Here is a 12,821-nt window from a genome sequence, read left to right as displayed (position 1 = left end):
CTTGGAGCTGGGTCACTTGATATTGGAATTTAAGTGACTTGGCTTAGCATGGGAACAAAGAAAGGATACAAGATGAAGATTTTACTCAGCAATGATGATGGTGTGCACGCTCAAGGCATTCATGAGCTGGCAAATGAGCTACGTGATCTTGCTGAAGTTGTCATTGTTGCCCCTGACCGTAATCGCTCGGGTGCGTCAAATTCATTAACTTTAGAACAGCCTCTGCGTGTCCAAGAGATTGCTGAAAAGACCTATTCGGTACAAGGAACACCGACCGACTGTGTGCATTTTGCGTTAAACGAACTGCTAAAGAATGACATGCCAGATCTGGTATTAACTGGCATTAATCACGGTGCTAACCTTGGTGATGACGTGCTTTATTCCGGCACGGTGGCAGCAGCAATGGAAGGGCACTTTCTAGGTGTTCAATCGGTAGCGTTTTCTCTGGTGGGAAAAAAACATTTTAAGACAGCGGCTGCGATTGCCCGTCGTATTGTCGAACAACATTTAGCAAACCCAATCCCGACCAATCGCTTGTTGAACGTGAACGTTCCTGATTTAGCCTTAGAACAACTGTCCGGTACTCAGGTGACACGCCTAGGTGCTCGTCATCACGCTGAAGATATGATCAAGCAAAAAGACCCGCGTGGTCACGATATCTATTGGCTCGGTCCTCCGGGCAAAGAGCAAGATGCGGGTGAAGGTACTGATTTTTACGCAATTGAGCATGGCTTTGTGTCGGTAACACCGTTACAAGTTGATCTGACGGCGCATGAGTCGCTGGGCGCGATGACAACATGGTTAGGAGAGAAGTAAGTGAGTAATCCGCAAGCTGAGCGTTTAATTACTTTTCTGATTGAAAATGGTATTCAGGATCAAAAGGTTCTTGATGCGATCTACCAACTGCCGAGAGAGAGCTTTTTATCACAGGCGATGTATCACCAAGCCTATGATAATAATGCGCTGCCTATCGGTCAGGGTCAGACAATCTCCCAGCCATACATTGTTGCTAAAATGACAGAGCTGCTTGAATTACAACAAGATAGCCGTGTTTTGGAGATTGGAACCGGCTCTGGTTACCAAACCGCTGTACTGGCTCAACTTGTTGATCATGTTTATTCGGTTGAAAGAATAAAGTCGCTACAATGGGATGCCAAGCGTAGGTTGAAGCAACTCGATTTCTACAATATCTCAACTAAGCATGGTGACGGTTGGCAAGGGTGGTCTTCAAAAGCCCCTTTTGATGCGATTATTGTCACCGCCGCTGCAGAGTCGATTCCTCAAGCGCTTCTGCAACAGCTGAAAGATGGCGGTCGTTTACTGATTCCAGTCGGTGATGATGAACAACAACTATTGAAGATTGTTCGCCACGGCGATGAATTTTTATCAAGTGTTATCGAGATGGTGCGATTTGTGCCTCTTGTTCCTGGTGAGCTAGCTTAATAAAAGACCAATGGTGTAGGTGGATAGAGAGTCGATGCGTTCGAAGTTGTTAAAAGGAAGTACTTTACTGCTTAGCTGTGCACTTGTTGGGTGTGCAGCGAATTCGCCTGCGCCCGTTTCAAGCCTAAACAAGAATTACTCATCGATTGATCGTGGTAGTTATCGTGGCAGTTATTATGAAGTGAAAAAAGGCGACACCCTTTATTTCATTGCCTATGTCACCAATAAAGACGTTAAAGACCTTATCGGTTATAACAAGTTGTCAGCTCCTTACACTATCCACCCTGGACAGAAGCTTAAGTTGTGGCGCCCGAGTTACAACGCGCCAGCGTATGGTAAGTCAACAGTTGCGGCTGCAGCTGTTGCTGCGCCTGTCGCGGCATCCACAACCTCATCTGTGGCAAGCAAACCGAAAATCACGCCTCAGAAGAGCAAAAACTCTAAACCTGCTTCAGCTCAAACTACCACCAAAGTGGCGAAAAAAGATCCACCAAAGAAGGTTGAACAATCCAAATCAAAGGAGTATGTTGGTTCTAAAGGTAAACAGAATGTTACACCGTCCACCAAACCAACAAGTGATAAAGTATCCAAATGGTTATGGCCAACTAAAGGGAGAGTAATCAAGAATTTCTCTGTAGGCGAACAAGGAAATAAAGGCATAGACATAGCAGGACAGCGAGGTCAGCCAATAGTATCTACTGCAGGGGGAACGGTTGTTTATTCGGGTAATGCACTACGAGGCTACGGCAATCTAGTGATTGTGAAGCACAATGATAATTACTTAAGTGCATACGCGCACAACGACCGACTATTAGTATCTGAAGGGCAAAGTGTGAAACCAGGGCAGAAGATTGCAACAATGGGAAGCTCTGGAGCCAGCAGTGTTAGGCTGCACTTTGAGATTCGTTACCAAGGTAAATCCGTTAATCCAAAACGATATTTACCTTAAATACAATATGCAAAAATTACGTATTGTATGGAGTGACATAGTCATTTAGCGACATATGAAGTTGTAATGTCATGCTAATTTCGCCAGGGGGAGGCGTTATGAGTATAAGCAATGCAGTAACCAAAGAAGAGTTCGATCTTAACCAAGCAACCACGGAACCGGAAGCTCTTGGAAAAGCAAAACGAACAGTCACTAAGAAAACCGAAGCGAAAGAAGAAGTTGAAGTTACGTCTAAAAGTTTAGATGCCACTCAACTCTACTTAGGCGAAATCGGTTTCTCACCACTACTAACCGCAGAAGAAGAAGTGCTATATGCACGTCGAGCTCTACGCGGTGATGAAGCAGCACGTAAACGCATGATCGAAAGTAACTTGCGTTTGGTGGTAAAAATTTCACGTCGTTATAGCAACCGTGGCCTTGCACTTCTCGATCTAATCGAAGAAGGCAACCTAGGTTTGATTCGCGCCGTAGAGAAGTTTGACCCAGAGCGTGGCTTCCGTTTCTCAACTTACGCGACATGGTGGATTCGTCAAACCATTGAACGTGCGTTAATGAATCAGACTCGCACTATCCGTTTGCCAATCCATGTTGTGAAAGAGCTGAACATCTACCTACGTACTGCAAGAGAGCTATCACAAAAACTTGACCATGAACCAACGGCAGAAGAAATTGCTTCTAAGCTAGATAAGCCGGTTGGTGATGTGAGCAAGATGCTTCGTCTAAACGAACGAGTGAGCTCTGTTGATACGCCAATTGGTGGTGACGGTGAGAAAGCGCTGTTGGATATAATTCCAGACATCAACAATTCAGATCCTGAGGTCTCAACTCAAGATAGCGATATCAAGAACTCACTGATCTTCTGGCTTGATGAGCTGAATCCGAAGCAGAAAGAAGTGCTTGCACGTCGATTTGGACTACTGGGTTATGAACCGTCAACGCTAGAAGAAGTTGGCCGTGAAATCAGCCTGACTCGTGAGCGAGTTCGTCAAATCCAAGTTGAAGGTCTTCGCCGTCTGCGTGAGATTCTTATTAAGCAAGGTCTGAATATGGAAAATCTGTTCAACGTAGAAAACGACTAATTGAACGGATGATGCTTCTCTAAATCGAAGACAAATAAAAACGCTGACTTAAAGTCAGCGTTTTTTTGGTTTGTGGCTTTGGTATTTCATGCCGTCTAATCAAAATCACAAACGGCAATAACAAGCTACTTGGTAAGAAACTAAAGCAGCTTCTTCAAGCGGTAAAGCTCTTCTAATGCTTGGCGAGGGGTTAGATCATCAGGATCAACATTCGCCAATGCTTGCTCTACTTCGCTTGGTTCAGGGATCAGACTCAGTTGGTTTGCAATATCAACGCCGCTTGGCTTCGATGTCGGAGACTCAATACTCAATGCTTCGAGCTGTGTTAGCTTCGCGCGAGCGTTCTTGATCACCGCTTTTGGTACACCAGCCAATCCTGCCACCGCTAGGCCGTAAGATTTACTTGCTGCACCTTCTTGAACAGCGTGCATAAAGGCAATGCTGTCACCATGCTCAACTGCATCTAGGTGTACGTTTGCTAGCGTTGGAAGTTGGTTTGGTAACTCGGTTAGCTCAAAGTAATGCGTTGCAAACAGTGTCATCGCGTTGATTTGATTCGCTAGCCACTCAGCACTTGCCCAAGCTAATGACAAACCATCGTAAGTACTGGTACCACGACCGATTTCATCCATTAGCACAAGGCTGTTTGGTGTTGCGTTATGCAGGATATTGGCAGTTTCTGTCATCTCAACCATGAAGGTTGAACGGCCAGAAGCTAGATCATCCGATGCGCCAATACGCGTAAAGATACGGTCGATAGAGCCGATGGTCGCGCTTTCTGCAGGAACATAACAACCGATATGAGCCATCAATGCGATGAGTGCCGTTTGGCGCATATAGGTCGATTTACCACCCATATTTGGACCTGTGATGATCAGCATCTTACGTTGTTCATTAAGGTCGATAGGGTTAGCAATAAAGGGTTCGTCCATCACTTGTTCAACAACAGGGTGACGACCTGCTTGGATCTGAACACCTGCAGCTTCTGTCATGGTTGGACGACAGTAATCAAGGGTATCTGCACGCTCAGCCAAGTTTTGTAGAACATCAAGCTGAGATACTGAAGAGGCGATGTTTTGTAGGCGCTCTAGATACGGCAGTAGTAAGTCAAACAACTCTTCCCACAGCTGTTTCTCGATAGCGAGTGCTTTCGACTTAGAGTTAAGCACTTTGTCTTCGTGCTCTTTTAGCTCGGGAATGATGTAACGCTCAGCGTTTTTCAGTGTTTGACGGCGAACATAGTGTGGCGGCACAAGGTGGCTTTGCCCGCGGCTTACTTGAATGAAGAAACCGTGTACGTTGTTGTAGCCAACTTTAAGCGTGTCTATACCATGACGCTCACGCTCTTCTTGCTCAAGCTTATCAAGAAACTCTGTTGCGCCCGCAGCAAGGTCTCGCCATTCGTCTAGCTCGGTATTATAGCCTTCTGCGATCACACCACCGTCACGGATAACCACCGGTGGGTTCTCTTTGATCGCTCGCTCGAGCAGTTCAGAAACGTCTTCCACAGGAGAAGCATATTGAGCAAGTTGAGTTAGGTACGGGTGCTTAAGTTGCGTTAGCGTTTCAGCAAGCTCTGGCAAGTATTCCATTGCTTGGCGAAGTCGTGCCATATCGCGAGGGCGAGCAGAACGAAGTGCAAGACGAGCAAGAATACGTTCGATATCACCAATCTGTTTTAAGGTTGGCTGTAGCTCTGTAAAGAGAGCTAAATCTTTCATCTCACCAATCGCATCTAGGCGCTGATCGAGTGCAGATATATTGCGCATTGGTTGATGTAACCAACGCTTAAGCATACGGCTACCCATTGCTGTTGCGGTGTGATCAAGTACTTCGGCAAGGGTGTTATCAGTACCACCACCAAGATTTTGCGTGATCTCTAGATTGCGTCGAGTCGCAGCATCAAGGATCACTGAGTGATCTTGCTTATCCATTGTCAGTGAACGGATATGAGGAAGGGCAGTACGTTGGGTATCTTTCACGTATTGGATCAAACAACCAGCCGCACATAGACCCAGTTTTGCGCTTTCTACGCCAAAGCCAACCAGATCGCGAGTACCAAATTGCTTATTTAATTGCTGCTTAGCTGTGTCTAATTCAAATTCCCATACAGGGCGACGGCGATTGCCATTACGGCTTGCCATTAGATTTACTGGCTCGAAATCTTCAGGGAACAGTAGCTCACGTGGTGAGGTTCTCTGCAGTTCTGCGGCCATTGCTTCTTCAGTTTCTGGCTCGCAGAGTTGGAATCGACCGGAGGTAATATCCAGTGTCGCGTAACCAAACTTACCGTTGTGATGGTAAATCGCTGCAATCAGGTTATCAACGCGCTCAGAAAGCAATGCTTCATCGGTCACGGTACCGGGTGTAACGATACGTACAACAGCACGCTCAACAGGGCCTTTTGAAAGTGCTGGATTACCAATCTGTTCACAAATTGCTACGGATTCACCAAGTTGTACTAACTTTGCAAGGTACCCTTCAACGGCATGGTAAGGAACACCCGCCATAGGAATAGGCTCACCATTTGATGAACCACGTTTAGTCAGTGAAATATCGAGGAGTTGAGAAGCTTTTTTAGCATCATCATAGAAAAGCTCGTAGAAATCGCCCATGCGGTAGAACAGCAGAATTTCTGGGTTTTCTGCTTTCAGTTTTAGGTACTGCTGCATCATGGGAGTATGTTTTTGATCGGCTTTCACAGTTAACTTCTTTCGTTTATTTCTATTGCGGCTTAGGATACGTGAAAGCGTTTCGTGCGAAAAGCGGCTGATGCGAAAAGATGCGAATCCAAATGATATGACAGTAAATAAAGGGAAGTTGATGATGCAGATGACTCAAGACCTTAGTGAACAGCTTGGACATTTACTCGCTAAACACAAACAAGTGTTAGTGACGGCTGAATCTTGCACTGGCGGAGGTGTCGCGAGTGCAGTCACCGATATTGCGGGCAGCTCTGGGTGGTTTGATCGCGCTTTTGTTACGTACAGCAATGAAGCCAAGCAAGAGATGATAGGTGTACAGCTTAAAACCTTAATTGAGTTCGGCGCTGTGAGTGAGCCTGTCGTAATAGAAATGGCGAGCGGGGCATTGCAACATTCAAACGGGACGATCTCTGTATCAATCAGTGGCATTGCTGGCCCAGGTGGCGCGACCGAAGATAAGCCTGTTGGTACGGTATGCTTCGCGTGGAAAGCGCTAAATGGCTGGGATAAAGTAGAAACGCATGTATTTACAGGCGACAGATCACAAGTACGCCAACAAGCCACGCACCATGCCCTGCAAGTTATTTATGATTACCTATCAATGGAAGGTAAGTAACATTTGCACAAATTATTTTCATACAGGTATAGACACTGTATGAATCAACAGTATAATAAAAGCCAATTAGTCACCCCTATGTGGGTTAGAAATAGATTCTAGATCGCTTGTTGAGACAACCGATTATGTGGAGATAGAAATGGACGAGAATAAACAAAAAGCGTTAGCCGCAGCCCTTGGTCAGATTGAAAAGCAATTTGGTAAAGGTTCTATCATGCGTCTTGGTGATAACCGCACAATGGACGTAGAAACTATTTCTACAGGTTCTCTATCTCTAGATATCGCACTAGGAGCTGGTGGCCTACCGATGGGACGTATCGTAGAAGTTTACGGCCCAGAATCATCAGGTAAAACAACGCTAACGCTTGAGCTTATTGCTGCAGCACAGAAAGTGGGCAAAACGTGTGCATTCGTTGATGCGGAGCACGCACTAGACCCTATCTACGCTCAAAAGCTTGGTGTTGATATCGATGCACTTCTTGTTTCTCAACCAGATACTGGTGAGCAAGCTCTTGAAATCTGTGATGCACTGGCTCGTTCAGGTGCAATCGATGTTCTTGTTATTGACTCAGTAGCAGCACTAACACCAAAAGCAGAAATCGAAGGCGAAATGGGCGACAGCCACATGGGTCTTCAGGCTCGTATGCTTTCTCAAGCGATGCGTAAGCTGACGGGTAATCTTAAGCAGTCTAACTGTATGGCTATCTTCATTAACCAAATTCGTATGAAAATTGGTGTGATGTTCGGTAACCCAGAAACAACAACTGGTGGTAACGCGCTTAAGTTCTACGCATCTGTTCGTCTTGATATTCGCCGCACTGGTGCGATTAAAGATGGTGATGAAGTTGTTGGTAACGAAACTCGTATCAAGGTTGTTAAGAACAAGATTGCTGCACCATTCAAACAAGCTGAAACTCAAATCCTTTACGGCAAAGGCTTCAACCGCGAAGGTGAGCTTATCGACTTAGGTGTTAAGAATAAGCTAGTAGAAAAAGCTGGCGCTTGGTACAGCTATAAAGGCGACAAGATTGGCCAAGGTAAAGCTAACGCTGGTAAATACCTACGTGAAAACCCAGAGGTTGCTCTAGAGATCGATACTAAACTTCGTGAGTTGCTACTGACTCCTGCTGTTCTTGAAGAGAAAGACGTAGAGAAAGAAGAAGAAAACGAAGAGCTATAAGCTGACGTTTTATAGAGTGGGTGCTTGAAAGAAGCATCCGCTTTGAAAGAACTTAAAGCCTCGCATATTTTATGCGGGGCTTTTTTATTGGTTCAGTTCCGTCGTGCATGTCTTTGGTCAGCTCTCTTTCGTTGACTGAGTTTCTTAGTTGCTAGGTCACCAATTTAGTTCTGCTTTTCCACGGCTAGATATAGTGGAATATTCTTCATTTTATCGAATTCCCACTAAAATCCTGCCCAAGGGTGTCTTTTCTACAAGAAAACTAGTCGAAGCCTTAACCATGATCTACAATACGGCAAAATTCTAACTCGACTATTTTCAGGAAGAGCTGCATGTACATGAGCACTGATGAGGTTCGCAACGCGTTCCTTAAGTTCTTTGAGAGCAAAGAACACCAAATCGTAGACAGTTCATCGTTAGTTCCACATAACGATCCAACCCTGCTATTCACTAACGCAGGTATGAACCAATTCAAAGATTGCTTCTTAGGCGCCGAAAAACGTGCCTACACTCGAGCAACTACGGCTCAGCGTTGTGTTCGTGCGGGTGGTAAACACAATGACCTTGAAAACGTAGGTTTCACGGCTCGTCACCACACGTTCTTCGAAATGCTAGGCAACTTCAGCTTTGGTGACTACTTCAAAGAAGAAGCGATTGGTTTTGCTTGGGAATTCCTGACTGAAACTCTTCAACTGCCAAAAGACCGTCTGCTGGTAACGGTATACGAGACCGATGATGAAGCATTCGATATCTGGAACAAGAAAGTAGGTGTACCTGCTGACCGTATCGTTCGCATTGGCGACAAAGAAGGCGGTAAACAGTTCGAGTCTGATAACTTCTGGACGATGGGTGACACAGGTCCTTGTGGTCCATGTACTGAAATCTTCTACGATCACGGTGAGCACATCTGGGGCGGCCGTCCTGGTACACCTGAAGAAGATGGTGACCGCTTCATCGAGATCTGGAACAACGTATTCATGCAGTTCAACCGTCACGCTGACGGCACAATGGAACCGCTACCTAAGCCTGCTGTAGATACAGGTATGGGTATTGAGCGTATTTCTGCAATCATGCAGGGCGTTCACTCTAACTACGAAATTGATGTATTCCAAAAGCTAATCAAAGCGACAGCGGAAGTTGTGGGTCATGACGACCTATCTAACCAATCGCTACGCGTTATTGCTGACCACATCCGTTCTTGTTCATTCCTAATCGCTGACGGCGTTATGCCTTCAAACGAAGGTCGTGGCTACGTTCTACGTCGTATTATTCGTCGTGCAGTTCGTCACGGTAACAAGCTTGGCGCACAAGGCGTGTTCTTCCACAAACTTGTGGGTGTATTGGCTGAAGTGATGGGTTCTGCGGCAGATGAACTTAAGAAACAGCAAGAGCTTGTTGAAAAAGTACTTCGCATTGAAGAAGAGAACTTCGGTCGTACTCTAGAGCGCGGCATGGTTATTCTTAATGACGCACTAGACGCACTTGAAGGCAAAGAGCTTGACGGCGAAACAGTTTTCAAACTTTACGACACATACGGTTTCCCAGCTGACCTTACTAACGATGTAGCTCGTGAACGCGACTTTACTATCGATGAAGAAGGCTTTGAGAAGGCGATGGAAGCGCAGCGTAAGCGTGCTCGTGAAGCTGGTCAATTCGGCACTGATTACAACGCAACGATCAAAGTAGACACTAACACCGAGTTCTGTGGTTACACAGCTACTGAAGGTGCTGGTGAAATCTCTGCGCTATTTGTTGACGGCGAAGAAGTATCTTCACTATCGGCTGGCGACAAAGCAATAATCATCCTTGAAGAGACACCATTCTACGCTGAGTCAGGCGGTCAATGTGGTGATGCTGGTACACTAAAAACAGCGTCGGGTCTTTTCAAAGTACAAGATACTCAGAAGCTAGGTAACGCATTTGCGCACCACGGTGAGCTAGTTGAAGGTGTATTTGCTAAGGGCGATAAAGTAGAAGCAACCGTTGACGCTGAGCGTCGTGCTGCTATCTCACTAAACCACTCTGCAACTCACTTACTTCACTCTGCACTGCGCGAAGTGCTAGGTGAGCACGTTGCTCAGAAAGGTTCTTTAGTTAAGCCAGACAACCTACGTTTTGACTTCTCTAACCTTGAAGCGGTAACACCGGCACAGATTAAAGAAGTGGAGCGTTTGGTTAACGCACAAGTTCGTAAGAACCACGTGATTGAAACCAACATCATGGACATCGAGTCAGCGAAAGAAAAAGGTGCAATGGCACTGTTTGGCGAGAAGTATGATGATGAAGTTCGCGTTCTATCTATGGGCGATTTCTCTACTGAACTTTGTGGTGGTATCCACGCAAGCAACACGGGTGATATCGGCCTATTCAAGATCACTTCTGAAGGTGGTATTGCTGCGGGTATTCGTCGTATTGAAGCGGTAACGGGTGAAGCTGCTCTAGATGCAGTAGAAGCTCAGGCTAACGCTTACGAAGAGAAACTTGCTGAATCCGCTAAGAAAGCGAAATCGCTAGAGAAAGAAATCCAACTGCTTAAAGAAAAGATGGCTGCTGCAGAAAGCGCAAACATCATGGGCAAAGTAGAAGAGATCTCTGGTACTAAAGTTTTGGTTGCTGCAATTGAAGGCGCAGACAACAAGAACCTACGTACTATGGTTGATAACGCTAAAAACCAAGTAGGTAGCGGCATCATCCTGATCGCAAACGTAGCAGACGGTAAAGTTGGCTTGATTGCTGGTGTAACCAAAGACCTAATCGGTAAAGTAAAAGCGGGTGACCTCGTTAAGATGGTTGCTGAGCAAGTTGGCGGTAAAGGCGGCGGTCGTCCAGATATGGCTCAAGCGGGCGGTACAGACGTTGAAGCACTGCCAGAAGCGCTTAAATCTGTGCGTACTTGGCTAGAAGAGCGTCTTTAAGCTTAAGTAATTGATACAAAGATGCCCAATCAGTTGATTGGGCATCTTTTATTTTGCCTATTGGAAGCGTGTTTAAACAAGGTTTGATTGAGATTAACCAAGAAGTCTAATGGTGGCGTTAGACTCCTTGGTTAATTTTTTTCTTGCTTCGCCCTGACGCGGAGTATGTGTTTTTTTGTCATATATAGACATTGGTCTTGGGAAGGTGAGGACGGGTGAAAATGCCTCTTATCGTGCAGAAATTTGGTGGAACGTCGGTGGGTTCAATTGAACGAATCCATCATGTAGCAGACAAAATCATTGAAGCGAAAAATGAAGGGAACCAGATCGTGGTTGTCGTTTCTGCTATGTCTGGTGAAACAAATCGGTTAGTTAACTTAGCCACACAAATTGATAGCGTACCAAACGCTAGAGAACTGGATGTGTTGTTAACGGCTGGCGAGCAAGTTTCCATGGCCTTGTTAGCAATGACGTTACACAAGTTAGGTTATGAAGCGACATCAATGACTGGCTATCAAGCCAAGATACACACTGATTCTAATCATAATAATGCAGCGATTGAGCGTATTGATACTGCTCCTATTCAAGCTCTGCTAGATGACAACCAGATTGTCATTGTTGCAGGCTTTCAAGGGGTCAATGCGAAAGGCGATATCACAACATTAGGTCGCGGTGGTTCAGATACTACAGCGGTAGCGCTTGCGGGTGCCTTGCAGGCGAAAGAATGCCAGATCTATACTGATGTAGATGGTGTTTATTCTTGTGACCCTAGAGTCGTGAAGCAATCTCAGAAATTAGATACTTTAGACTTCCCTTCTATGGAGGAGATGGCCCGCCGAGGCGCTAAGGTTTTACATCTTCCGTGTGTTCAGTATGCATGGCAGCACAACGTGCCATTGCGAGTGCTTTCAAGCTTTGAACAAGGCGAGGGTACATTGATCGCGGGTAATCAGTGTTTGAATGATATTGCTGGCATCGCCATCCAAAGAGATATGGTGCGTATCGAGTGTTTGAATGAAGATTTACCGTCTTTCATTTCACATTGCCAACTGTTGGGGATCGAAGTCTGTAGTGTGATCGAGGAAACAGAACGGGCAGCACTCATTATTAAACAAGACATAAGTGCCAAATTAAAACTAGTTTTTGCTGAGAAAATCCGTAATAGTGAACAGGTTAGTTTGTTAACTGTGGTAGGAAGCCGAACACAAGAAATTGTGGTCAGTTCACATGGATTGTTGTCTGAAGGCGAAATTGATGTACAACATCACTTATTGCAGCAGCAGTCTTTAACTTTGGTGATATCACCAACGCAAGTCGATATGGCTGCTAACATATTACACAATGCATACATCGTAGCGCGTGAAACACAGGGTTATCCTAAAAAAGAAGTGCATTTTGGTTAAATAAACTCAATCGATAGTTTACGAAAATATAACTTTTGTTGGATAATGCTCTCGTAGCTAGATAAATTTAGAGATTACTCAAGGAGCAAAGAATGCTAATTTTGACTCGCCGCGTTGGCGAAACACTGATGATTGGTGATGAAGTAACAGTTACTGTACTAGGCGTTAAAGGTAACCAAGTACGTATCGGTGTTAACGCACCTAAAGAAGTATCTGTTCACCGTGAAGAGATCTACATGCGCATTCAAGCTGAAAAAGGTAATGGTAACGTTGCATCTGGCAACTACTAATACTTTTGCGTAGAGAAGAGGCTAGCATTGTTGCTAGCCTTTTTTGATCTTGGAGAATAGAAACGCTCATTGGGACATAGATAGGTTGGATAGCGGATCGGTCTCAAAGTGGTGAAGTGAATGCTTTGTGATGTTGTGAGATACAGACAAGGTTGAACAGAACTGTTGCTCTGTATTTTGTTTGGCAAAATTCAAGATTTATTAGCTTCCCCTATGGCGCAAATACGCATCCCGTAGTATT

10 protein-coding genes are annotated in these 12,821 nt (G+C 45.3%); 9 read left to right on the top strand and 1 reads right to left on the bottom strand.

The features are described from left to right. Positions 1 to 72: 72 nt before the first annotated feature. The 4 genes from surE (at position 73) to rpoS (ending at position 3,471) form a co-directional block, all read left to right on the top strand. Positions 73 to 816 carry a 5'/3'-nucleotidase SurE gene (gene surE, locus ATB74_RS12840; protein ID WP_061018792.1) on the top strand — a complete coding sequence of 248 codons (744 nt, stop codon included), beginning with the start codon at positions 73 to 75 and terminating at the stop codon, positions 814 to 816. Beyond that, complete coding sequence (locus tag ATB74_RS12835; RefSeq protein WP_017059029.1) at positions 817 to 1,443, top strand: protein-L-isoaspartate(D-aspartate) O-methyltransferase; 627 nt, start codon at positions 817 to 819, stop codon at positions 1,441 to 1,443. A gap of 34 nt (positions 1,444 to 1,477) precedes the next feature. Next, complete coding sequence (nlpD, locus tag ATB74_RS12830; RefSeq protein WP_061018790.1) at positions 1,478 to 2,392, top strand: murein hydrolase activator NlpD; 915 nt, start codon at positions 1,478 to 1,480, stop codon at positions 2,390 to 2,392. Between the two features lie 98 nt (positions 2,393 to 2,490). Continuing rightward, positions 2,491 to 3,471: an RNA polymerase sigma factor RpoS gene (gene rpoS, locus ATB74_RS12825; protein WP_060982682.1), complete on the top strand. Its 981-nt coding sequence runs from the start codon at positions 2,491 to 2,493 to the stop codon at positions 3,469 to 3,471. Positions 3,472 to 3,611: 140 nt separating this feature from the next. Here the strand turns inward: rpoS and mutS are convergent, their stop codons facing one another. After that, the gene (gene mutS / locus ATB74_RS12820; RefSeq protein ID WP_061018788.1) at positions 3,612 to 6,173 is read right to left on the bottom strand and encodes a DNA mismatch repair protein MutS; all 2,562 of its coding nucleotides are present in this window, start codon (positions 6,171 to 6,173) and stop codon (positions 3,612 to 3,614) included. A gap of 124 nt (positions 6,174 to 6,297) precedes the next feature. Between mutS and pncC the strand changes: the two genes are divergently transcribed. The 5 genes from pncC (at position 6,298) to csrA (ending at position 12,580) form a co-directional block, all read left to right on the top strand. Then, the gene (pncC, locus tag ATB74_RS12815; protein ID WP_061018846.1) at positions 6,298 to 6,792 is read left to right on the top strand and encodes a nicotinamide-nucleotide amidase; all 495 of its coding nucleotides are present in this window, start codon (positions 6,298 to 6,300) and stop codon (positions 6,790 to 6,792) included. 139 nt (positions 6,793 to 6,931) lie between these two features. Continuing rightward, complete coding sequence (recA, locus tag ATB74_RS12810; RefSeq protein WP_017056586.1) at positions 6,932 to 7,972, top strand: recombinase RecA; 1,041 nt, start codon at positions 6,932 to 6,934, stop codon at positions 7,970 to 7,972. A 332-nt stretch (positions 7,973 to 8,304) separates the two neighbouring features. Further along, positions 8,305 to 10,887 carry an alanine--tRNA ligase gene (gene alaS, locus ATB74_RS12805; protein WP_061018786.1) on the top strand — a complete coding sequence of 861 codons (2,583 nt, stop codon included), beginning with the start codon at positions 8,305 to 8,307 and terminating at the stop codon, positions 10,885 to 10,887. A 221-nt stretch (positions 10,888 to 11,108) separates the two neighbouring features. Then, a complete protein-coding gene (locus tag ATB74_RS12800) occupies positions 11,109 to 12,290 on the top strand; it encodes an aspartate kinase (protein WP_081090111.1) in 1,182 nt (393 codons plus the stop codon). A gap of 92 nt (positions 12,291 to 12,382) precedes the next feature. After that, complete coding sequence (gene csrA / locus ATB74_RS12795; RefSeq protein WP_004415691.1) at positions 12,383 to 12,580, top strand: carbon storage regulator CsrA; 198 nt, start codon at positions 12,383 to 12,385, stop codon at positions 12,578 to 12,580. The last annotated feature ends 241 nt before the right edge of the window (positions 12,581 to 12,821 follow it).

This window comes from Vibrio splendidus (assembly GCF_001557875.1).
In the GTDB taxonomy this organism is placed as follows: Bacteria; Pseudomonadota; Gammaproteobacteria; order Enterobacterales; family Vibrionaceae; genus Vibrio; species Vibrio splendidus_F.
Note: the sequence above shows the minus strand (reverse complement) of the source record. Positions and strands in the feature narration are given on the sequence as shown.

Bases quoted from the DNA above. Each gene is read 5' to 3' on its own strand.
- nlpD (WP_061018790.1), top strand. From the start codon at position 1,478: ATGCGTTCGAAGTTGTTAAAAGGAAGTACTTTACTGCTTAGCTGTGCA.
- csrA (WP_004415691.1), top strand. From the start codon at position 12,383: ATGCTAATTTTGACTCGCCGCGTTGGCGAAACACTGATGATTGGTGAT.
- alaS (WP_061018786.1), top strand. From the start codon at position 8,305: ATGTACATGAGCACTGATGAGGTTCGCAACGCGTTCCTTAAGTTCTTT.
- rpoS (WP_060982682.1), top strand. From the start codon at position 2,491: ATGAGTATAAGCAATGCAGTAACCAAAGAAGAGTTCGATCTTAACCAA.
- recA (WP_017056586.1), top strand. From the start codon at position 6,932: ATGGACGAGAATAAACAAAAAGCGTTAGCCGCAGCCCTTGGTCAGATT.
- pncC (WP_061018846.1), top strand. From the start codon at position 6,298: ATGCAGATGACTCAAGACCTTAGTGAACAGCTTGGACATTTACTCGCT.
- surE (WP_061018792.1), top strand. From the start codon at position 73: ATGAAGATTTTACTCAGCAATGATGATGGTGTGCACGCTCAAGGCATT.
- ATB74_RS12800 (WP_081090111.1), top strand. From the start codon at position 11,109: ATGCCTCTTATCGTGCAGAAATTTGGTGGAACGTCGGTGGGTTCAATT.